At 62.0% G+C, this 21,270-nt stretch carries 19 protein-coding genes and 1 pseudogene; 15 read left to right on the top strand and 5 right to left on the bottom strand.

The features are described 5' to 3' along the window. The first annotated feature begins 86 nt into the window (after positions 1-86). Together AC5RV2_RS00810 and AC5RV2_RS00805 are read left to right on the top strand one after the other, a co-directional pair. Positions 87-950 carry a hypothetical protein gene (locus AC5RV2_RS00810; protein WP_494090719.1) on the top strand — a complete coding sequence of 288 codons (864 nt, stop codon included), beginning with the start codon at positions 87-89 and terminating at the stop codon, positions 948-950. 294 nt (positions 951-1,244) lie between these two features. Further along, positions 1,245-1,784 (top strand): DUF6278 family protein, encoded by a 540-nt coding sequence (locus AC5RV2_RS00805; RefSeq protein ID WP_494090718.1) that lies wholly within the window; start codon positions 1,245-1,247, stop codon positions 1,782-1,784. Between the two features lie 181 nt (positions 1,785-1,965). On the opposite strand, the gene AC5RV2_RS00800 is transcribed toward AC5RV2_RS00805, so the two are convergent. Next, positions 1,966-2,547 (bottom strand): GNAT family N-acetyltransferase, encoded by a 582-nt coding sequence (locus tag AC5RV2_RS00800; RefSeq protein WP_494090760.1) that lies wholly within the window; start codon positions 2,545-2,547, stop codon positions 1,966-1,968. 238 nt (positions 2,548-2,785) lie between these two features. On the opposite strand from AC5RV2_RS00800, the gene AC5RV2_RS00795 reads away from it, so the two are divergent. The 5 genes and pseudogenes from AC5RV2_RS00795 to AC5RV2_RS00775 all read left to right on the top strand — a co-directional run bounded on the left by AC5RV2_RS00795 (position 2,786) and on the right by AC5RV2_RS00775 (position 8,498). Next, positions 2,786-4,615 carry a hypothetical protein gene (locus AC5RV2_RS00795; protein ID WP_494090717.1) on the top strand — a complete coding sequence of 610 codons (1,830 nt, stop codon included), beginning with the start codon at positions 2,786-2,788 and terminating at the stop codon, positions 4,613-4,615. Between the two features lie 176 nt (positions 4,616-4,791). Further along, positions 4,792-5,880 carry a CHAT domain-containing protein gene (locus tag AC5RV2_RS00790; RefSeq protein ID WP_494090716.1) on the top strand — a complete coding sequence of 363 codons (1,089 nt, stop codon included), beginning with the start codon at positions 4,792-4,794 and terminating at the stop codon, positions 5,878-5,880. A 461-nt stretch (positions 5,881-6,341) separates the two neighbouring features. Then, positions 6,342-6,712, top strand: a pseudogene (locus AC5RV2_RS00785) (zinc ribbon domain-containing protein YjdM). A 517-nt stretch (positions 6,713-7,229) separates the two neighbouring features. Next, complete coding sequence (locus AC5RV2_RS00780) at positions 7,230-7,670, top strand: hypothetical protein (protein WP_494090715.1); 441 nt, start codon at positions 7,230-7,232, stop codon at positions 7,668-7,670. Between the two features lie 357 nt (positions 7,671-8,027). Beyond that, on the top strand, positions 8,028-8,498 hold the full coding sequence (locus tag AC5RV2_RS00775; protein WP_494090714.1) for a DUF5956 family protein: 471 nt from the start codon (positions 8,028-8,030) through the stop codon (positions 8,496-8,498). Positions 8,499-8,847: 349 nt separating this feature from the next. Here the strand turns inward: AC5RV2_RS00775 and AC5RV2_RS00770 are convergent, their stop codons facing one another. Beyond that, positions 8,848-9,099 carry a SulP family inorganic anion transporter gene (locus AC5RV2_RS00770; protein ID WP_494090713.1) on the bottom strand — a complete coding sequence of 84 codons (252 nt, stop codon included), beginning with the start codon at positions 9,097-9,099 and terminating at the stop codon, positions 8,848-8,850. Positions 9,100-9,284: 185 nt separating this feature from the next. After that, positions 9,285-9,656, bottom strand: a complete 372-nt coding sequence (locus AC5RV2_RS00765) for a hypothetical protein (RefSeq protein ID WP_494090712.1) — start codon at positions 9,654-9,656, stop codon at positions 9,285-9,287. 20 nt (positions 9,657-9,676) lie between these two features. On the opposite strand from AC5RV2_RS00765, the gene AC5RV2_RS00760 reads away from it, so the two are divergent. From AC5RV2_RS00760 to AC5RV2_RS00725, 8 genes are all read left to right on the top strand, one after another. Then, positions 9,677-10,009 carry a bile acid:sodium symporter gene (locus AC5RV2_RS00760; protein WP_494090759.1) on the top strand — a complete coding sequence of 111 codons (333 nt, stop codon included), beginning with the start codon at positions 9,677-9,679 and terminating at the stop codon, positions 10,007-10,009. Between the two features lie 68 nt (positions 10,010-10,077). Beyond that, complete coding sequence (locus AC5RV2_RS00755) at positions 10,078-10,230, top strand: hypothetical protein (protein ID WP_494090711.1); 153 nt, start codon at positions 10,078-10,080, stop codon at positions 10,228-10,230. A gap of 16 nt (positions 10,231-10,246) precedes the next feature. After that, a complete protein-coding gene (locus AC5RV2_RS00750; protein ID WP_494090710.1) occupies positions 10,247-11,965 on the top strand; it encodes a sulfatase-like hydrolase/transferase in 1,719 nt (572 codons plus the stop codon). 14 nt (positions 11,966-11,979) lie between these two features. Beyond that, positions 11,980-12,927, top strand: coding sequence for a formylglycine-generating enzyme family protein (locus AC5RV2_RS00745; RefSeq protein WP_494090709.1), 948 nt, complete (start codon positions 11,980-11,982; stop codon positions 12,925-12,927). Between the two features lie 861 nt (positions 12,928-13,788). After that, positions 13,789-15,096, top strand: coding sequence for a hypothetical protein (locus AC5RV2_RS00740; protein WP_494090708.1), 1,308 nt, complete (start codon positions 13,789-13,791; stop codon positions 15,094-15,096). Positions 15,097-15,727: 631 nt separating this feature from the next. Next, positions 15,728-17,017, top strand: coding sequence for an AI-2E family transporter (locus AC5RV2_RS00735; RefSeq protein WP_494090707.1), 1,290 nt, complete (start codon positions 15,728-15,730; stop codon positions 17,015-17,017). 436 nt (positions 17,018-17,453) lie between these two features. Next, a complete protein-coding gene (locus AC5RV2_RS00730) occupies positions 17,454-17,807 on the top strand; it encodes a DUF1801 domain-containing protein (RefSeq protein ID WP_494090706.1) in 354 nt (117 codons plus the stop codon). A gap of 380 nt (positions 17,808-18,187) precedes the next feature. After that, positions 18,188-18,364 carry a hypothetical protein gene (locus AC5RV2_RS00725; RefSeq protein ID WP_494090705.1) on the top strand — a complete coding sequence of 59 codons (177 nt, stop codon included), beginning with the start codon at positions 18,188-18,190 and terminating at the stop codon, positions 18,362-18,364. Positions 18,365-18,736: 372 nt separating this feature from the next. On the opposite strand, the gene AC5RV2_RS00720 is transcribed toward AC5RV2_RS00725, so the two are convergent. After that, on the bottom strand, positions 18,737-19,099 hold the full coding sequence (locus AC5RV2_RS00720) for a hypothetical protein (RefSeq protein ID WP_494090704.1): 363 nt from the start codon (positions 19,097-19,099) through the stop codon (positions 18,737-18,739). 551 nt (positions 19,100-19,650) lie between these two features. Then, positions 19,651-20,985: a heparan-alpha-glucosaminide N-acetyltransferase domain-containing protein gene (locus AC5RV2_RS00715; RefSeq protein WP_494090703.1), complete on the bottom strand. Its 1,335-nt coding sequence runs from the start codon at positions 20,983-20,985 to the stop codon at positions 19,651-19,653. Positions 20,986-21,270 lie beyond the last annotated feature (285 nt).

Raw genomic sequence — 21,270 nt, 5'->3', positions numbered from 1 at the left:
TGACTGCCATAGCTGAAAACTATTTGTCCGTGCACCACCTTATCGGTGCACCCTAGCGCTGCCTGCCGGGCAGCTACGGAGTGGTATTGAACCCTTGGGATTTCGGATGGGAAGCGATCGCAGCCCTCGCCGGTGTCATTGCAGTCGTGGTTGCCTCAGTGCTGGGTTGGCTTGGTGTCCGGCTAGCCGCGAAGGCTGTGCATCGCTCGAAGCTTGACTATCTCGGCCAGCGAGCCGACGTCGTTGCGGGTCAGCTGGAGCGGCTAAGGCGCCTGTACGGTGAGTTCGATACTGCGCTTCTTCCCTTCTGGGAAAAGAGGCCCTCGGACGGGTATCGCGGCGAGCAACCGGGGTTTGCGCCGGCGCAGGACAAGCTCCTAGAGCTTCAGGCAGCTTGTGGCTCCCTCGAGCTCGCTGTTCGCGGCTTAACTGCTACGAACGCAGAGTTGGGTGGGTCTTCCAAGTCTGACAGTGTTGCCACGGCGCTCGATGCTTTGTATATAGCGACGGATATCGGTTTCCTGTACTTCGCAAGCGACGGCGGGGGAAACACTCGCGAGACGTTGAACCGCCTCTACGACAGCCAACTCAAGAACTACGAGCCCAAGCAACGGGATGCGGTTAACCAGATTCTGACTAACGTAGGCCCGGACGTCCGGGTGCCTAACACCGTGGCGAGCGTCTCCCGTGGAGCGCTTAGCAGATGCGTCGAAGATGTCACGGAGCTTGTAATCAAGGCGTTCGAAGTTGCTGGCAGTGACGGCGGCAGCGCGAAGGCCAAGGCCAAGGCCAAGGCCAGGGCCAAGGCCAGGGCCAGGACCGGGACCATCCGCAACAAATTGATCAACATCCGGGTCAGAATCGCCTCTAGCGCCCGGAAGATCCTGCTCAACCTGCCCAAGATCCGCCCTGGGAAACCGCTTTCACAGACCTATCCGCCACGGCGCTGAAAACGAGCAGGTGCGGCACCGGCCTCACCCGCCGTCACATACCGACCGAGAGGAAGGACAGGAGTGGAACATCCCCGGCAGCGAGGCCGGCCACTCCACCACACCCTCGCCCCACTGAAACCATCAGCGACGCTTCCGGAGCTCACTCACCAGTTGATCAGTGGACCGAGGCTGAGGCTGACCCATGGACGAATTCTTCATGGCTCCGTCCGAGGCCGGGCCGGCCCACGGCTTCGCGGTCTTGCGGGGACCCGACGGCCCGTTGGCTGATGCCGGCGGCGTGGTCGACGGCATGTGGCGGACCTGGAGCCCGAAGCCGACCGGGTGCGCCTGGACGAGGGCGGCCTGGCCTATGTCGAGGCCCGAACGGCTTCATGGACGGCCAAACCCCGGTACGCAGGCAAGGCGGCTACCGGTGCTGCACTCTTTCTCGGGGACCTGCTGGCGGGCCGGATCGAGACGGCCTGCTGGCGGCTCCAGCCCAACGGCTATCCCTTCGCCTCCCTGGGGTCGGGCTTGGATTTGGATGTGCTGGCCGCCAGCAGCCGGCTGAAAGGGGCGGATGCGGTGGAGGTGTACAGCGTTGATCCCCGATACGCTTCCGGGGAGATCGGCAGACCTGCCTACCGGGTGGACTTCTGGGCGGCGCCCCCGACAAAGCCATGGGACGTGATTCGACCGGTTATCAAGCTCCACGGCTCGATGAACTCGAAGACACGCTTACTCGGCGGATCCAGACGGTATCCCAGAGCTAGTTTGAGGTTATTCGGCTACGGAACGTGGTGGAATTTAGGTTCGCGCTCTAACCTCTGGCGTGTGCTGCCGCGATCGTAGCGGTCTCGAGTTACCGCTGGCGGAACGTTCCGAACAGCCGGCGAAGGAAGAAGTGATCATCGCCAGCCGTTGCCTTGGACCATCAAGCGGAACCCGAGGCAACCGGGAATTATGCAAAGCATGCGCGGGCGTCATTGCCTACAACTACACGTGTCCGGCATCCCCCATTCTGTGAATGACTTCATGGGCGTTGTATCTCCCAAACGCGATATCCCATTCCCCGTGAGAAGCCGAGGTCGCTGTCCGAATAGGTCCCGAGGTTAACCCTTCGGATGCTCGCGCCAATCAAGCTAGCGAACTTGTCGTTGAGCGATAGGGCCGCGACGTTGTCGTCCCGGGTGGCAAGCGCCATGTTGCGACGGGGATCTCGTTTCGCCGCTGCGGTGAGCAGCGCCAAGCCCACTCCTCGACGTTGAGCTTTCGGAGCAACCGCCACTATTTGGATGAAGAGGGGATCGGTCTTTTGGCGTCCCGCGAATGTAACGCAAAAACCGACGTGGACGTCCTTAATTTCGGCTAGGAGTACGACCCGCTCGGCAATTGTCGTGACATTTGCCCCCACAGTTTGGACGGATATCGGGGCACAGAGGGCTTGCAAATCCTTGATTCGGCGGCCGTCTTGCCCGCCTGCGGTCGCTTGGCGAATTGAAACCTCGGACGACGAAAGAGTCTCTAGCTGGCTCTTCCACTCGATGAACTTTGGATCGCGACCAGGAGGAAAGCTCGGTTCAAACATTTCGTATTCGCGGTCGTTCGCGTTCATGGACACGTACAAACAGTACTGCGCCCAGCGCACTAACGAACGGACGCCCGGTATCAACGCCCGTTTTTCTTCGCGTGGGAGTGACTTGACATTCGTTTTGGCGTTTGGCGTTTGTCTTCCGATTTCTGAGGGTTTGTCCGGACGCCGGTGAGCACGATGGATAACCTCTCAAAGCGATGCTCCCTGCCGATGGTGTACTTGAAGGCACAGGCGGGCGTTATGTATCGGGAGGTGGAGCTTGGGTCAGCGGCGGCTGGACAAGGAAATGCGTCTGAAATTCAGCACGATCACGTGCGGAGGATGCGGTGGAGAGCGACTTCTCGCGCGGACCTGTGCCGATTGCGGGGAGCGTCCGAAGGCACATGAGATCCAATACGACCTCCAGCGTCGTGAACGCCTCGTTGCAGAGTTCCGGTCTGAACGTAAAGCGCCTGACCATACTGTCAAGCCCGATGCGGACTCTTTGGCCGAGGACTTCAACAGGTCACTGGATCGGGTGCTTCGAGCGCTCTCTGACGCGTCGAGGTCCGGACGGAAGGCCGACGCGTTGGTGGTCGCCTTTGGTGGTATGGACCAGCTGGTCGCAAGTTGGAGCATCCTGCTGCCGCGACCCCAACGGAACCGTGGCAAGGTGATCGGTCGGGCGCTTCGGATGTTTGCGGAAGGAATGGACACCTTTGTTGATGCGCTCCGTGCGCGGGACATGCATGCGGCTCAGAAACTCGAGCGCCGAGGTAACCAGCTCATCGGTGAGGCTGAAATAGTCCTCGACGAGATCACTGAGCTGGATGCGGCGGAAGGGACATTTGCAAGTGGATCCCCACTGGAGCGTTTGAACCGCATAGGCCGGGAGGCTCGCGTGCGCATCGGTATGGAATCGTCCATAACCGAGCTTGACGCCGTGCTTTCATCAGGGGTCGGTTGGGATGCCTCTATTCAAGGCATGGGTCTCCAATCGCGAACCATCCAGCTCGTGGCGCAGAACTTGTTCGATCTCGAGGCATTCACCGAGATCGTCGGCGTCGCCGCCGGTGCAACGACGATGGTGGGTCGTACCCTCGCTAAGTCGGAGGATTGGCGACGTGACCATGCACGCGCAGCGGCCTACCTCGTTAGCGGAGCCATCTCGATGCACCTTGCGATTTCTTCGCACGGCAGCAGCGACCTCGAGGCGGCACAGAGCGCGGTGGTTGCTGTGGCAACCTGGCGAGATGGCGTCCTGAGGCACGCCCTCGCGACCATGCTGGCAAGTTCCATGGATGAGTACGATCACCTAGCGGGAAAGAGCGGTGGCCACGCCACAAAGAAGGCCGCGACAGCGTACCCCGGTCTGTTGCTTAACGAGAATCTCACCCCCGCCCTGAGGAACGCCGGCGGCCACGCAGGGTTGGATCTGACGGAGGACGGGATCCGAGTCGGAGACGAAGAGTTCTCGGTCGATGAGTTTATCGACAAGGTCCTTGCATACCTTGAAACGACGATGGCGACATTCATCGGGGTGACTCTTGCCATGACTCGGTTTGGGGCAGACCTGTCATGTGACGTGTATCTGGCTCCCCGAGACCGCCATGCTGCGGTGGCGCTGTTCCTCGGTGCCTTCAACCTCACGTGCGACTCGGTTCAAGTAGACGGTGACGCGCTGACGGTGCTAGCGAGTGGACCGGAGCCGGATTGGATGACGCTGTCAGCCGCGCTCAGTGCGATGTTCCCAGCTTCGGTGGAACGTGCAGAGATCAGCCTCTGTAATGATCACGGAAGGCGCACCTTCACCACTTCTTTCAAGCGCGTCCGGGAATATGCAGATGGATTAGGCGAGTTGCCTGCGGAGCACGCAGCACTCCACCTGAGTGCCATCGTCGCGGTAAGTCGGTTAGACGGCGCTTCTCCATGGCGCAAGGAGGACTGGAATCGGGTAGTGCAGGCGGTTACTCATCGAGACGAGGGAACTGACCTTCGCGCTTGGGTAAAAGATGTTCGCGCCCTTCGTGAGTTTGGACGCGAAGCGGACCAACGAAACGTGGTTGAGTCATGTGAGAGAGCATTGGCCGAATTGCGACAAAGTCGCTAGTTAGTGAGGATTCATGACGTTTTCGACGCTAGCGTCAAGTCAGAAGCTAATCGTCAGAGAGCTTTCGCTCCCAAAAAATAGTCGGCGTCGAAACGTGGTTATCTTCGATTCGCCGCCTAGTATCTGGTCACGCGCCATTTAAGCTTTATTAGAGGATTGACGCCGAGGGGGACGAGATGGCCAGGAGCGACTCGCTCAAGTCCGAGATCGGGCGGTTGAAAACCAAGGGGGCAGGCCTGTCAAAGGACCTGGCCAAACACCGTGATGTGATAGCCAAGGCCAATGTCGAGGCCAGCAAGAAGCGAACCCAGGCGGCGCGCACCAAGTCCGACTCCACTCGCAGGACGGCGACGTCGGCGGCGCAGCGCGAGGAGAAGAAGGCCGCAGATGCTCTCAAGAGGGTCGCCGAAGTCGAGAAGCGGATTGCGGACAACGAGAAGGCCATTAGGACTAAGGAGAGCTCGCTCGCTGCAGCAGAGAAATCTGAGCGGGCCGCGCAAAACCGAGAAGACGACAAGCGGCGTCGCACCGAATTGCAGCATGCTCGCCAGGTGGCCCAGGCTTCACGCAAGGTCGCAGAGGTTCGATACGTGCAGGTTTACCCGCCCAAGCCGGAACAGTTGCGAGTCTTGTATGTGACAGCGAACCCGGAAGCGGTGGAGACCGTCACACGGCGCCCGGACGGCACGGAGGTGCGAGAGGGCGTCTGGCTTCGTGTGGACTACGAGGTCCGGCAAGTCAAGGAGCTGCTTAAGAAGTCGAAGTACCGGGACCTGGTCGTGGTCGAGCACCTTCCTGCGGCTACCACGATGGACCTACTCGAAGGCCTGAACGAGCACCGCCCTCACGTGGTCCACTTCTCTGGACATGCCAACTCTCTTGGGCTGCTAATGGAGAACGACGCCGGGACGCAAGAAGGAGATGGCCTCGACTTCATGATGCTGGCTAGGCTCCTTGGTGCGACCGACGAACCTCCACGCCTGGTGGTGCTCAATGCCTGTGAGAGCCTCGCGGGGGCTGAAGATTTGCTGCAGACGGTTCCCACGGTCATCGCGATGTCGGACTCGATCAATGACATCAGTGCCGTCGTCTTCGCTGCGCGCTTCTACAGCGGCGTTGCGTCTGCGCAGTCGGTCTGCGCTGCGTTGGAGCAGGCAAGGGTCGCGATGGAAGTGTCAGCACTTGACGGTGCAGACCTGCCTGAGGTGAGGGCCAGAGAGGACATCGACCTTGGCTCGCTTGTTTTGGTTCAGCCCCCTTCCTAGTAGCAGCGCGGCCTCTCCTTGCGGCACGGCGGGGCAGCTTCAAGGCTGGGGACCGAAGGGGACCGCGGACGGCGCGACGAGCAGCATTGTCCTCGTGGGCTGTACCGGGCGATGTACGTTGGCGGCCGACGGTCGAACGAAGTGAAGATGAACAATTAGAGGGACGTATGAGGTGCCATCCAGGTCGATCGCCGTAGCTATACGTCGTCTTGCTCGTGACCTGGTCGACGCGGCAGGCATGCTCGACGAGCGTCATCTCGATAAGTGCGAGATCTGTGCCGATCCTATGGGCATCTGAGAGCCGGCACTCGACGCCAATTGCGGTCCTCCATGTAGCGGTAGCTAAGCTCTCCTCACAGGTGGGCGGGCGGCACGGCACCATAATCGGCGGTGTCGGCTGCTGCTCTCGTCGCCGCGATTTCAGGTTATTCGGTTACGGAACGTGGTTGAATTCCGCTTCAATGTCTGACGCTCTGCCGGCTTGCCCGGAGTGCCACGAGGCGTTTACCTACGAGCAGGGCGCCTTGTTGGTATGCCCGATGTGCGGGCACGAATGGTCCAAGGTCTCGGCCGAGGCCACACCTGAGACCACGCCCGAGAGACCGCTTCGATCAAGGATGCCGTTGGCAATGCGCTCGCCGAGGGTGACACGGTCACGATCGTCAAGGACCTCAAGGTCAAGGGCGCCGGTGGCGGTGTGGTGAAGGTCGGCACCAAAGTGCGGGGCATCCGACTGATTGAGGACGGCGTGGGCGATCACGACATCGACGCGACCGTTCCCGGGTTTGGGCGGATGCAACTGAAATCTAGCGTGGTGAAGAAGGTCCTCTGACCCGCGGCCATTGCCCATGTATAGGGGTTTCGTCGTCGACGATCCTGTTCGCAACTGGATCATCGAAACCAGTCGATGCGTAGTCCGCTGCGCTATCTGCGGCCGGGCCTCGGCGCCGGCCAACCTTTGGCGAGGAAACGGTCCGCCGCCCTGACACGCTTTTTAGTCGGGCTGCTGGCGCAGTACTGCCCAGGCTTGGAAACCGCCGATAAGGTCGGTCGCACGGGTCAGTCCCAGCCGTTGCAGGGTGTGTGCTGCGAGGTTTGAGCGTAGCCCTCATTGCAGACGACGACGATCCGCCGAGCGGCAGTACCGCGTCATGGGCCACAGTTACCGGCATGGCTTTCCTTTTGCTTGCGATTGTACTTGGACGCAGCAAGAGGAAGGACGAAGGCTAGACCAGGTCGCTGTGACACGTTTGGATGGCACCGGTAGCTTGCACAGTGGTTAGAACTGCTCATATTCCTTGCAGGAAGGGACAGTCCCGGGTCCTCTCCGAGGGTGGGAGAATTCCGGCATGTGCTCGACAGTCCTGTGGACCATAAATCGTGCGGCGTTCACCCCGGAATTCAGGGAGTGGACGTTGAAGCGCATTGGCACGGAACCCCAGGTATCTGCGCTTCGAATCGAAGACAGCCCTCTCGTTTCCAAAACCGCGACGGCGTTCACCCTCACCTTGAACTCCTGTGACTGCGACTCTGCTGTGGCGCGGGGTGGGGGACGCCTTCGTCCGGACGTGCCAACCGGGGACGATTATGTCGAATGGCTACGGGCGGTGCCCAGCGAAACACGTTTCGTGAGCCGGGTTTGTGTCATTCGGACCTGGAACCCGGAACAAGTCGTTTCTCCCCACGGCGCCGATCGCATCGCCATCGAAAACCTGAGCTCCGATCACATCGAAGGGATACCGGAGGAATTGCTTCTGGCGATCGACTTCCCGACCGGACCAACATGGTGACTCTCGGCTGGCTGCCAGTTTGAACTCAAAGACGTCCGCTAAGGAGTGCCCCAGAAATAGTATTCGGCGTAGGGCTGCCAGGTGCCGGCGGAGAGCCGCGCGCCCTTCCTCGGTCAGGCTAGCCAAGTACGGGGCATCCTAGCTGAGGCAATCACTTTACTTAGCGGAGCTTATCGGCGTCGAAGTACGCCACACAGTTCACGCCAGGCTATGCGAAATACACCGCCGGAAATCTGGACACTCCCAACAGCCCTGATACCCAAAGAACACCGACTCCAGATGCTTCTCCGGATGGGATGATGGTTCAACCGGGCACTGCCTTGATGGTCCGAAACCATGATGCAAAGGCGGTTAAGCATGTGGGATGACTTTCCCGAGGGAGCGCACCCCGAAGGGTGGATCGAGCTGAGCGAAAATGGCTGGGGTGCGGTGGCAGCTTGGTATGCCGGGCCCGATAACGTGCGTCGCGAGCCCATGGGAGTCAGGACCGGCATGGTCCGCGTGACCTGCGAGAAGCCCGACGGCACGGTTTCTTTCTGGGAAGAGCCGATCACCGAGGACGATGTGCGCGGCATCGAGGACGACATCGACGCCTACCTGAAGGACGCCGGGCTGCCGTCGAGGCCGCGGGGCTACCGCTGGTTCCTGCGCCTGCCTGACGGAATCCGTGGGGAGGATGACTTATGGGCCCGGCTTGACCGGGCAGACATGGCACTTCCCCGGACTGCCAGTCACCCTCGGGATACCGTCCCGGTGCTCGGACGGGTGGTCCAGGCCCTCTACGGCAGAAACGACATTGTATACGGACAGCCATGTCCGGAACGGTAGGCTGTCTTGCCTGAATTCGTTCAAGTCCCCGATTGCTGGGGCTGGGACGCGGCGGAGTTTGGGTGAGGGAGGGAACCCAGTTACGGCACTCATGTGTGAAGGCTGCGACGAAGCGATCGAGGACGACAACAGCCACATCGACTTCAACGGGGAAGACTGGCACGAAGCCTGCTTTGAGGTCATCGGTGGGCCGTCGTGCTGCTGCGGAATCATGTACGACAACGGGGAGGGCACCTGTAGGAGTTGCGGCGACTCGCTGAAGCGGTCTCGCCTTCGCCGCCCTCCAAGGGTAGCGCGACTGCGTCAGGAGTTATTCAACTGCGGAACGCGGTTGAGTTCCGCTTCAATTTCAATGTCTGACGGTCTGCCTGCTTGCACGGAGTGCCACGAGGCGTTCACCTACGAACAGGGCGCCTTGCTGGTGTGCCCGATGTGCGGCCACGAATGTGGCGTAGAGGCCGCAGACGGGGTTGACTCCGGCCATCGCCGCGGTGGCCATTCCGGAGGGCACGCTGACCACGGCGTTGACGAGGCCGGCCAGTGCATCCCCGGGAAGGTTTTTCATCCGGGGCACAAACCCGGACGACGTCTTGGCATTCATCTGTGTCCCTTGGCCGTCCTGGAACGTTTCGGGCTGATGCCGCGTGCCTGCGGTGGGAGTGCGCGGCGCGAGGAGCGGTGAGGTGCACGAGCGGCGGACCGCGCTCGAACGCGGCGCAAAGCTGTGACTAGCCTAAACGAGATTTCGTAAGCTAGCTTAGTATTATTCGGGGTGACCTGCACCGCTTAGGGGCCGGAGCAGTGACCGTGCTGACGACCAAGCAGGTGGGCGGTGTACGAGTTTTTCCAGGCCCTGGGCTCGTGGGGGGTGACCGTCTTCGTGGTTACCTCAATGCTTAACGTGGGTCTGACCCAGAAACCCACACGGTTGCTCATGCACCTGTCCAACCAGGCGTTTTTGCTGCGGATGCTGTTGCTGAATTTCATTGTGGTGTCGGCCCTGATGATGGCCGCCACTGATCTGGTGGAGCTTGCAACCGTGTACGTGGCGGGCTTCTTGCTGTTCGGATTGACTGCCGGGGCTCCGTTCTCCATTAAGCTCACCGGGGTCTCCGATTCGGATATTGCTCTGGGCGCGACCGTGATGCTCGTCCTCATGGTCGGCATGGCTCCCGCTCCTGCTTCCCCAGGTGCTGGAAGGTGTGACGGTGGACACTTGGGCATTGGTCCAGGGGCTGCTCACGCAGATGGTCCTGCCGTTGGTAGTCGGGATGCTCGTCCGGCAGTTCACCGAGAACGTGGTGGCCGCCGTGCAGCCGTGGGTGGCGATAATTTCCAACATCTCCCTGTACGTGCTGATCGTCGCCATCGTCATCGGGTACCTGCCGGCCATGACCGATCCCGGGCTGTGGAAGGCGGTCGGCGTGGGCATGGTGGTGCTAGTACTGGCCCTGTTCCTGGGCTGGACCATGGGCGACGGGCACGACCATCTCCAGGACGTGGGCGGCTGAGCACCGGCCAGCGCGGCACCGCTGCGGGTTCGTTCGTCGCACAAGACAACTTCGAGGATCCGCGGGTTTTGGTGCTCATCACCTTGCTCAACACCTTCGGGGTGGTCATGCTCGTCGTTGCCGCGAAGCTGATGAGCAGGGAAAACGGTTTCGCCTTCCTGATTGCCCAAGCCCCGACGCTCCGGGGAAATCCGAGCACGACCCGTAGACACCACACGTAAGAGGAGACCCCGAATCATGAGTTCTGCCCGTGAGGAACGACCGAATATTTTGGTGCTGTGCATGGACCAATGGGACGTGCACATGGATCTGCCCCCGGGTGTGGAGCTGCCGGCCATCCAGCGGCTGGTGGGCGCCGGCGTGAGCTTGGCCAACCAGTACTGCACGGTGCCCCAGTGCACGCCGTCCCGGGCGACCATGTGGACGGGCCAGCATGCCAAGAACGTGGGGCTGTGGGACAACACCAACTTCGCCTGGACCGACGTCTTGGACCAGGACGTGCCGACGATAGGCACGATGCTGCGGGAGCAGGGATACTATACCGCGTTCAAGGGCAAGTGGCACCTGTCCCACCCGGCGCGCTCCTCCGCGGCGCTGGAGGGCTACGGTTTCTCGGACTACCAGTCCTGGGGCGACAACTGGGGTGCTCCACTCCACGGCGAGCAGCTCGATGGTGCGGTGGCCTTCGAGACCGTTGACTGGTTGCGCCACAAGCGCCCGCACGACAGGCCCTGGCTGCTGATCTCCTCGATGGTGAACCCGCACGACATCATGTTCCTGCGCGCCGGCGCGGACGAGCAGGCACACCCCAACGGCGCGCTGGCCCCGCTGGCCCATCCGCCCCAGGATCTGGGGTTCATGCGAGAGTTTGACGTCGAGCTTCCCGGCAATTTCCACGACGACCTCGAGGGACAACCGCTCGGGGTGCGGTCCTACAAGCGCAACGTCGAGTGGAACTACGGCCGGATCCCTGAGGGTCGCGAAGACCTTTGGAAGGTGCGGCGCAACTATCTGATCAACTGTCTGCGGATGGTCGACGGCGAGTTCCAGAAGATCCTGGACGAGCTCGACCGGCAGGACCTGTGGCGGAACACCGTCGTGGTGCTGACCTCTGACCACGGTGAGATGAACGGGGCGCACGGACTGGCACAGAAGGGGGCGATTCCTTTTCAGGAGGCCTCGATCGTGAACATGACGGTCGTTTCACCGTACGGGCCCAGTGGAGTCCAATCCGACGCCGTTGGCTCCCACCTCGACCTGGCTACCACGTTCCTGTCCTGGGCCGGGCTGGGGGAGGCAGAGACCCGGGAACGGTACCCCGCGCTGAAGGGCCGGAACCTGCGGCACCTGCTTGAAGCTCCCGGACAGGTGCGCCCGCCTCGGGGCTCCTCGGCCGAGCCCGGTGACGGGGCTCTGGTCAACTGGGATGGGCTCAACATGCTCGATCCGGAGTGGGCGATCCAGGGCGCCCTGCGGGAGCTGGCCCAGCTCGGCCACGGACCGGACAAGACCCTCGAGGACTGCCGGAGGGTGGGGGAGGTCTACGGGGCACCGGACATGGACAAGCGCACCTTCTTCCGGGCCGTCTCTGACGGGCGGTACAAGCTGGTGCGCTGGTTCGCGCCCACCCAGTACGAGACCCCTCGGACGGTCGAGGAGCTACACGCCAGCTCTGATGTCGCTCTCTACGACCTCGCAGCGGACTCCGGCGAGCTGCACAACATCGGGGACCCGACCCACCCGGACTACGACGAGCAGTTGGTCGCGTCGATGCTTGAGAAGCTGGCGCACCTCATCGACACGGAGCTGGGCGAGGACGAGCGCCCCTTCGACCTGGACCTGTTCGGCACCCGGGAGGTGCGCTACCGTTCGGAGGTCATCGAAACAGAGACTTCGGCCGGCAGGCAACCGGCCGGACCCGGCCCCGGGACTGCGGAACGTGAGGGCGAGTTCTGAGCCCGGCAGCTCCCATGAGGAACATCCCACCGGACATGGTCCTGGTGCCCGGTGGGATTTTTCCGATGGGCTCGGAGGACTTCTACCCCGAAGAACGGCCCGTCCACCCGGTGCGCGTGTCCCCGTTCCTATTGGAGCGTGCGCCCGTCACCGTGGCACGGTTCGCCCGCTTCGTCGCGGACACCGGCTACCTCACCGTAGCCGAGCGGAGCCCCGACCCCGGCGAATACCCCGGGGTGGACCCGGAGTTACTGGTGCCCGGGGCGCTGGTGTTCACTGGCACCAGCGCCCCGGTACCGTTGTCAAACCCGTCACGGTGGTGGTCCTGGGTGCCCGGCGCCTCTTGGCGTGCGCCAGAGGGCCCCGCCTCGGCCGCCTTGGAGGAGCGGGCCGAGCACCCGGTCACTCAGGTGTCCTGGGAGGACGCCGCCACCTACGCGGCCTGGGCCGGACGGCGCCTCCCGACCGAAGCTGAGCACGAGTTCGCGGCCCGGGGCGGGACCGAGGGCACGACCTATCCATGGGGGAACGAACGCGCCCCGGACGGCCACCACGTGGCGAACACCTGGCAAGGCTCCTTCCCCTGGTGGAACACTGCCGAGGACGGGTGGCCAACCACTTCCCCGGTGGGCGCCTACCCGGCCAACGCCTACGGCGCCGTGGATCTGATCGGCAACGTCTGGGAGTGGACGGCCGATCGCTGGACCCAGCACCCGGACGCTGCGGGGTCCCCGTGCTGCGTGCCCACCGATCCCCGCACGCCACACACTGGCCCAAAACACTCCCGCGATGCGTTCGTGGTCAAGGGCGGATCCCACCTCTGCGCTCCCGAGTACTGCCTCCGGTACAGGCCCGCAGCCCGGCAGCCCCAGGACCGCGACTCCGCCACCACCCACATCGGATTCCGGTGCGCACAGCACCTCGAAAAGGAGGGGAATGACCCCCTGACGAGGTGCGCCTAGGAGAACTATTCCTACGGCGATGACGTTCCCCCGCTGGTAGACCCTTCGACCTCTCACGATGCCCAGCGGCCCCCCGACCCGGGCTCGGGCCGCGAGCCGCCAGGCCCGTATTTGGGAAGCCAACTGGGTTTCTACGCCATATGGACACAGAGTGCGCAGAATGCGAAAAGGGCTTCGGCCAAGTTTAGTGGGGTGTGCCGCCTGAGCGCGCAGCTGGACTTCACTGTTTCTCCTATTTCGATGCCTTCACTCATTCAGTCATTCCTTCACAAAATTTTAAGGGAGGGGGTTTGGGTGCGGAAAAGCAGGCAGAAGCCCTCCGGCGACGACGACGGCAGTTCAGGAGCACGAGACACAGGGTGGCAATACGGCCGCGACGTGGCACCGAAGACGCGGCAACGGTCAGCCCCAGTAGTGCCCAGCCGCCAGTACATCGAATGGCGGGTCCCCGAGGGCTTCTGCGTGACCGAAGGAGCAGGGGCCGCCACGAGGCCGTCCAAGCCGACACTCTGGGGGAACGATTGGTAGGCTTCTGCCTCTCTGTTTACTGCACTGGACTGTTGACGGCCCCGACCCTACGCAATTTAGTTTTGTTAGGTAAATCGAACCATCACTGCAGGTGACATTGTCGCGAAGCAGAAAAGCCCTCCCAACGGATGAAAGTCAGATCGTGAGGGGAGTAGGGTGAAAAGCACGGCATCGCCAAGGTTGGCCGCGGGCGTTTCGACTACTTCATTTGGCTAAAAGCTCCACGACCCGCCTTAACGAGTGCAACGCAACGACGGAGGTCCAATTGGATCGTCCCAGACTCGACGCTAGAGATTATTATGACCGGACGCGTCGACAACCTACGGTTGCCTCATGCCAGTTCTGACGACCCACGACCTTGCTGCGGAATTGGCCAGCTTGCTTAACGAGGTTGTCCAAGGTTGGTCCACTGAACGCACCGAGAACGCACCCCCGAGCACGGAGCGCGTGGGCTACGCGCATGTAATTGATGGTCGTTACGAGGTTTGGGTTGCTTCGACTGATCATCGAGAGAGAGTCACTATTGGCCTCCCGGCCGGACGGCTGATTTCGCCGAATGAAGTCCGTCTGATCAAGAGAGTTTTGTCCGTGTTCCGATCGGACCTACAGGTTGTAGGCGATGTATCGGTGGCACAGGATCTATGGAGTGCGTTGGCATCAACTCAGTTCTTGCGAGCCGCGGCTCGTTTGTCGCCGTTCTCCGCCACGCCGCTTCTCCGATGGATCAGAATCTTCGAGGCGGCTGCGCGCCAAAAATACGAAGGTATCCGATTTACGGGGAACGTGGTGCTCGTCAAGCATTTGCCCACGTTCACGAAACACGCAAATGTGCGATTCCATGCGTTTCATCAACCGCTTTCGTTCGAGCAAGCGCTTCTCAGAGAGAGCTGGTTAAAGGCATTTCTCCAAAACGGCAAATTTGCACTAGTTGCCGGTGGTCAAAGCGGTGCTGCCCAAGGCTTCGTTGACACTTCGGGGGAATGGGGAGATTCCATGGTGCTGGCCCCGGTTGAGGATTTGAAAGGTTTGTACGGATTTCTCCGGACGGGCACGTCGGTCCTCTCTGCGTCGCGGTCCGGCGATATCCACTTCGCACTGCCGACAGGAGTGACCTTCATTAACTCTCAGGGCAGTTGGCTGTATCAGGACTGGGGCGTGCTGAGGCGCTTATTGGAAGCCCGTTTAGGCGCTGATGTTGCCGAGCACGCGCTGCGGCTCGTGGCGGGATGCAGATACGAGCGCCGCGGGTCGCTCTTTGTGTTTCTGGACGCCGGCGTTGATCCGTCCGAGATCGTTCCTGACCATGCAAACCCGGATCGAGCTGCGCGCATCCTCCGGTCGTCCGTGTCGGGCGGCATCTTGGGCGATCCGACATCCATCAGGGTTCTTCAGGCGGCCTCCGGTATTGATGGTGCCGTTCTTTTGGATGATCACGGTAGAATCATCGACGTCGCAAGCATGATTACTGAACCCAGCCCTGCCGCTCTTGCGGCAGCGGGTCGTCAGGATCTCGAGCGGTTTCCTGGCGCAAGGAGCACGGCGGCATGGAACGCGAGCATTTGTGGTCTGGCAATCAAGGTTTCTGACGACGGCCCGGTTGATGTCTACGAGCGTGGCCGACATGTCTTTCATTCAGGATGACTGAAGAGGGCGATTACCGACGCTGTGATCTCCCAAAAGGCGGTCGGGGTCGTGGCACACCGGTCGGTAGGCACCCACCATCTCATGCACCATAGGAACGGCAGCCTGCAACCCTCGTCCAGCCGAGTATTGGTTTCGCCCGTGGTCGGTCCAAAGGAAAGCGCGCCCGGATGTGCAGCCGCCACGACAGGTCGGGGACCGTCCCGGCGGCTACCGCTTGGCGGCTGGTCCCCGTCCCGGCCACGGTGGGGCCCCGTCTCATGTGGAGTGTAAATTCGACCTGTTGCAGCCTTTAACGAGGCCACCCCTCTTCAGGGGTCGCATCCTTGTGCGGATTCCCCTACGGCGTCGGTCTCAACTTCAAAGCCGCTCCGAGCAGTCCCTGCCCTGGGGGCTCTGTGCCGGCGGGATGGGCTCCAGGCATCTACTACCTCATCCACATGCAGGTCGAGACCTACATTCTGGTTCCGAAGATTTTGAGGCAGGCAAGTCGAGGTTGCGGGAGCCCAGGTGGTGCTGGCCGGAGCAGGCGGTGAGAACTGGGCGGAATCCAAAATCAGGGCTGAACATCGCTCCATAGTCCGCACCAAGTGACTACTACGGAGCGGCGTGTTCCGACAGGATAAAGAGTATGGATTCCTCCCAAGACCGTGGGCGCCGGACGCCGCAAGCCAACCGTGACCAGCAAAGCGAAGCCGAGGGCGGCCGAGCCTTAGGGCAGAGAGGAGCAGGAGAATTCGCCAGAATATTTGTCGGGACCGTCAAATGGGTGGCCGGGGGAATCGTCCTCATTCTTGGAGCGGCAGTTCTTTGGAATATTGCTGGCTACTTGTGGACCATAATTTTTCCCATCCTGCTGGCGCTGCTGCTGAGCAGTATCCTATGGCCCGTCAATCGACTGCTGCGCAAAGCGCTGCCTAACGCACTGGCAGCGCTGGTGACCATCGCGGCCCTGTTCGCGGTGATCTACGGCATCATGCGGTGGATGATTCCGTCCCTGCTGTCGGAGACCTCCGGGCTGGCGGAGCAGGCACGGCAAGCACTGACCCAGATCAGTGCCTTTTTCACGGGTCCTCCGTTCAATCTGCAGAACGTGGACCTAAACGAGTTGATCGACACCGGACTGCAACAGGTGCGGGAGAACATCTCGGCCATCCTTTCCGGCATCACCGCCGGGATTTATAGCGGTGTGGGGATGGTGGCATCGTGGATCATCATTTTTTTGCTGGTCGTCGTGTTCGTTTTCTTCAGCCTCAAGGACGGAGACAAATTCCTGCCCTGGGTCGCGCACTGGAGCAACGCCCGTGCTTATAGGCATATAAAGGCGGTCTCTGTGAAGGCATGGCAGACGCTATCGGGGTATATTCTGGCTCAGGCTACCGTCGCCCTCGTGGATGCCGTGTTCATTGGGCTGGGGCTCTGGATTCTGGACGTTCCGTTGGCACTGCCGTTATCGGTGCTGATTTTCTTTTCGGCCTTCATCCCGATCCTCGGAGCCATCGCAAGCGGAGCGCTGGCTACCCTGGTGGCTCTCCTCTCCGGCGGCTGGACGACGGCGCTCATCGTGCTCGGCATTGTGCTGCTGGTTCAGCAATTGGAGAGCAATATTCTCCAGCCGATGCTGGTGGGGCGCGCGCTCCATATCCACCCCGCCGTCGTGCTGTCGTCGGTGACCGTGGCTGGCACGTTGTTCGGTATCACGGGCGCGCTCTTGGCTGCGCCGGTCACGGCGGTCGGCATCGTCGTGCTGCGGTACGTGCGCGACATCTCATTCACGCCGGCGAGTCCCTCCGCCGATGACGCGGCACATTCCGATGATGGTGCGCCGACAGCCATGGATGAGTCCCGGGACCATGCGACGAACGACGACGGCGCGGGCGGTAGCAGAGCCGTCCGCGACACCGGCGCCGGCCGGGCATAGGGTCGGCGCTACCTTAGGGAGGCTCCAGGAGTACATCCAGCAGAAGGTCTTTGTGGCTCTAGTCCGGAGCGATGTCTTCGAGACCACATTGGCGGACTCAACCGTCCAGCGTCGTCAAGAGGTCTATAAGCTTCAGGGGACACATCAGGGGCGTAGCTCACAACCAACGGAAACCTCGAAGGTTATTCAGCTACGGAACGTGGTGGAGTTCCGGTTTAACGTGTGACGAAAACTGCAGAATCGGCAGTGTACTCCGTCTGCATGTCAGGTACCCTGATTGCGGTGGTACGAGCCACCGAACGCACTTCCACGTGGCAACACGTGAATCATCGAGGAGAGGCCTGAGCGTTCAGGACATGTCCGGATGGGGTGCGGCGCGATGATGCGCCAACTTCATTCCGCCGATGCCCGATATCGGCTGACGAAAGGACGTGACATGTCATCGAAGGACGAGAAGAACCTGACGCAGGTTATCGACAAGATCTCGAAGATGGACGAGCCGAGGCGTTCGGTCATGCAGAGTGTGCATGACACCATCATGGCTGCGGCACCCGCTCTGAAGCCGCGGATCTGGTACGGAATGCCCGCCTACGCGAAGTCGGCGAGCACTCCCGCGCTCGTGACGCTGCGCAACGACGAACGATTGAATCTCGCGATCACCGAGAAGGCGCCCTTCCGAGCCGCAGGCGGCGTGGACGGGCAATTAATGCCGGCCGCGTGGTATTTCGAGACCGTGGACGAGGATACGGAGAAGCGTATCGCGGCGATCGTCCGTTCGGTGGTCGACTGAGCATCGAGTAAGCGCCTTCTCACCCCTCCCTGAGCGCGACCGAGGTTGAATTTAGGTTCAACGTCTAGAACCAAGAAGTAGCGTCTTGCCGCAAAGCATCGACCCCGCCACCGGCCATGCAGAAGTTTGGACCAGAGTGAGACCGCACGACAATCCTTGGATGTTCTCCGCGGGTCCTCCCCACGTTGCCCGGCCAGCGGGCCTCGGCGTCGCTTTCCCGTGCCCCGCCACCGGTCTGGCTATGCCTGTCCTTGTACCTCGGGTGCTGGTAGGTGAGGATCAGTCCAGAAGCGTTCGTTCTGCAAGCTGAATTTAGGGGTTAGCCTGCAAGAGAAAAAGAGCGTGACGGGGAAATTGCTATCGGAATCGTTGTCGCTGTTGTGGTGGGGGCGATTTTCGGCTGGGAATACTCGATCCTCGGCCTGGCGGCAGGGCTGGGGCCCTGGATCGGTGGATACTTCGGCATTAAGAAGGCGCGGGAAGTCGACAAGTACCGCGAGGAGCTCATTAACGGCCGGAAAAGGCCCTTCAAGGAGGAGGAAAATCCGAAGAGCTGAGCTGGACCGACTGGAAAAGCAAACGATCGGAGTGGGTTCCCCGCGCTGGTTGCCGTCCCCGAGCAGGTGGACCACGGCGGCACACCTAGCTTGGAACGCGATGGCGTGAGCTTGGCCTTGCACCGGGCGGCTGCTTGGGCATACCTCGCTGCACATGATAGCCACGCCATGGATTATGCCCAGCTTGACTGTCTGCCCGGGCGCAGTCAGCGCCCGCTTTCCAGGTCACAGCCTGGCGTCTACAAGCCTACAAGTACAGGGCAGTCCCTGAACTGCTGCTGCTGTTATTCCTGGAGGGTAGGCCGCAGCGTCACAGACTCCAGCAAGGCATGTTATGTCAGTGTCTTGGCAGCGGAGCCGGCCATACCGTGGTTATCTGGCCACATCAGAGTCTTCCTCAGAAAGCGTCCGGCGATCGAAAACTAGTGCGGTCACGAGCACGATGATCGTCACCCCGGCGGTGATAGCCATATTCAAAGCCGCAACCTTCGGCGGCTGGGTAAATGCTAGAACGGCCATACCAACGATGAAGACCGCATTGACTGCCAGCACCCCGAGCAGCAGCTTCCGCAGCTGAGCAGCCCTTCGATCGAACTTCGCCTCTGAACGAGTACTCCGCTGCCCAACAACCCGCGCCAGGACCATTGCCGGTCCCAGAGCTACCATGCAGACAAACGGCATGGTTCTGGTAAGAGGCCCCAACAAATCCGGTTGCCCAAATGCGAGAAAACTCATCCCCAGTATGATGCCGAGGGCAGGCAGGAGAATGGCCGCTCGCACTTTCAAGCTCGGATCCATCGCACCCCTATCTCTCTGCAAGGGCACCATACCGGCAAGTTGCACGACTGCACATACGTGTCAGCCCTAGCTTGGACCGCAATCACCCGCCCAGCCACATCGGCAGCTGTACCCTTATGGCCGCATCCACACTGTTCGGGGCGCGTAGCTCCAGCGAGGGCGGCAAGGAGCAACCGCTATGCTCTGGCTCAAGACTGCGGTGGGAACGGTTGAAAGTAGAACGCCATGGAGCCGGGGTTCATTCGCAGGTTAGGCGGGACAGGATTCCGGGCTGTGGAAAAGATGCCGCGCGCCGGAGCGCTGCCCGGTGGGTCCTGGAGCGAACCCAAATGGGATGGCTATCGCGAGACTTGGTCGAGGCTGCGGGGGGAGCAGTTGCCGCCCGGTTGCCTGCTTTACGGGGAAGCAGCAGTGATCTGGTCGGGGGAGCGGGTGGACTATCCGCCTGTCGGCAGAGAACCTCGCGCACACCCACCGTGACCGTCGTGCTAGCGGTGGTCAATGGTTTGCCCCGGGTCGGTCGGTGACTCCCCGGCGGCGGTTGTGCCGGTGGCTCCGCGGGGGCTTCCGGTGGTGGGTCCACTGGCGGTGGTGTCGGCGGTGTCGTCGGCCACGACTTGTCGGGCATTCCGGGCCGCCGCGGCGACCCCCTTCTCCAGTGGGCCCTGACTGAATTTGAAGTGCCAGAACCAACCGAATAAGGCTGCCGCGATCAGGTGCAGGACGAACCACACACCCGGCTCGTCGTAGTGCAGTTCCGGGGCCAGGGCGAGCAGGTGGCCGGAGTAGAGGGTGAGGGTCATGGCGCCCATGGCCGCCAAGGGCTTCAGCAACCGCTCGGTGAGGGGGGCGATCAGCAGGAAGACGCCCAGCACCAGCATCCCCGTGCCGAGACTGGAAGCGATGGCCAGCGGGGTGTTGGTGTGTGGCGTGGCGATGACCAACCACCACGCCGAGGTGTCGGGCAGGCCCTCCGGGCCGAACACCAAGGCGTCGTCGAGGTCGTGCGAAGTCATGCCCGGGGTGGCCAAGAGCGCCTCGTAACCTCCGGCGCGCAGCAGCAGGAAGGAGACCACGTTGGACAGGACCGCCAGCGCCGCGCCGACCCCAGCGATGAGTCCCTGGACCCGGACACGGCGCAGGCCCAGCCGGCCCAGGCCCAGCCCGGTCAGCAGGTAGGTCATGTAGGCCAGGGCCGGATAGGAGCCGGTGAGCAGCAGTTCCGAGGCCGAGCCGAGCGGCTCGGTGACCAGGTTCACGACGGTGTGGTTCCAGGCAGAGGACTCCGGCAACGCCGGACCCAGTTGCTGCATCAGGACCGGGGCGACGAGGCCAGACGCCGCTGCCCACGCGAACAGTGCCCGGGACGGCAGGTGTAGGAAGGGGATGGCCAGCAGGAAGAACACTGCGTAGTAGAGCAGGATGTTGTAGGCCGGGGGATCCCAGGGCAGGATCGCCGAGATCACCAGCCCCAGGGAGCCGATCACCACGGCCCGTGCTGCCAGACCCACCCGGTCCCCGGTCATTCGCCGGCCCTGGTGCGGGGCGGACGCGCCGGAGGACAGGGCCAACCCCACGCCGGCCAGCAGTGCGAACAGTGCAGCCGAGTCCCCGGAGAACAGGTTCCACGACAAGGTCGGCTCGCCGGTGTCCTCGTCCGCGTCGGGCAGGATGTGGATGGCCATCAGCCCGATCAATGCCAGGCCGCGCGCGGCGTCGATGCCGATCAGCCGCTTCTTGGGGCGGTCTTTCGCCGTCGCGGGAGGATTCGCAGTGTACGCCTGCGGGACCATTTCTGCCGGATTCTTGTCCTCATTCGTCATGGGAGGCTCCTGGGGGCTGGCTTTTCGTGTGGCTGCTTCCATGACCAGATCAACACCGCCGGCTAGGTCCCCCTTATGCCATGGCTGTGCAGAGCCTGTGACCAGCGTTTCCAACTCGCACGGGCCGGTCTGACTCGGCGCGGGCCACTCAGGTCCGGGCCGAAGGAGAGTCCACGCCCCTTGTCGTTCGGCACAGAATGCCCTGTGTGTCACGCTGCTGGCAGCTCCACGGTGAACACGGTCCGGCCGGGTTCGGATTCCACGGTGGCATCTCCTCCGTGGGCG

It is taken from the genome of Arthrobacter sp. Y3225116 (assembly GCF_059091245.1).
The sequence above is the reverse complement of the archived record's forward strand: the minus strand, read 5'-3'. Positions and strand labels throughout refer to the sequence as shown.

Excerpts from the sequence above, each read along its gene's own strand:
- AC5RV2_RS00800 (WP_494090760.1), bottom strand. The coding sequence starts at position 2,547 with ATGAACGCGAACGACCGCGAATACGAAATGTTTGAACCGAGCTTTCCT.
- AC5RV2_RS00790 (WP_494090716.1), top strand. The coding sequence starts at position 4,792 with ATGGCCAGGAGCGACTCGCTCAAGTCCGAGATCGGGCGGTTGAAAACC.
- AC5RV2_RS00780 (WP_494090715.1), top strand. The coding sequence starts at position 7,230 with ATGTGCTCGACAGTCCTGTGGACCATAAATCGTGCGGCGTTCACCCCG.
- AC5RV2_RS00775 (WP_494090714.1), top strand. The coding sequence starts at position 8,028 with ATGTGGGATGACTTTCCCGAGGGAGCGCACCCCGAAGGGTGGATCGAG.
- AC5RV2_RS00770 (WP_494090713.1), bottom strand. The coding sequence starts at position 9,099 with ATGAATGCCAAGACGTCGTCCGGGTTTGTGCCCCGGATGAAAAACCTT.
- AC5RV2_RS00765 (WP_494090712.1), bottom strand. The coding sequence starts at position 9,656 with ATGAGGACGAGCATCACGGTCGCGCCCAGAGCAATATCCGAATCGGAG.
- AC5RV2_RS00750 (WP_494090710.1), top strand. The coding sequence starts at position 10,247 with ATGAGTTCTGCCCGTGAGGAACGACCGAATATTTTGGTGCTGTGCATG.
- AC5RV2_RS00745 (WP_494090709.1), top strand. The coding sequence starts at position 11,980 with ATGAGGAACATCCCACCGGACATGGTCCTGGTGCCCGGTGGGATTTTT.
- AC5RV2_RS00740 (WP_494090708.1), top strand. The coding sequence starts at position 13,789 with ATGCCAGTTCTGACGACCCACGACCTTGCTGCGGAATTGGCCAGCTTG.
- AC5RV2_RS00735 (WP_494090707.1), top strand. The coding sequence starts at position 15,728 with ATGGATTCCTCCCAAGACCGTGGGCGCCGGACGCCGCAAGCCAACCGT.
- AC5RV2_RS00730 (WP_494090706.1), top strand. The coding sequence starts at position 17,454 with ATGTCATCGAAGGACGAGAAGAACCTGACGCAGGTTATCGACAAGATC.
- AC5RV2_RS00720 (WP_494090704.1), bottom strand. The coding sequence starts at position 19,099 with ATGAGTTTTCTCGCATTTGGGCAACCGGATTTGTTGGGGCCTCTTACC.
- AC5RV2_RS00715 (WP_494090703.1), bottom strand. The coding sequence starts at position 20,985 with ATGACGAATGAGGACAAGAATCCGGCAGAAATGGTCCCGCAGGCGTAC.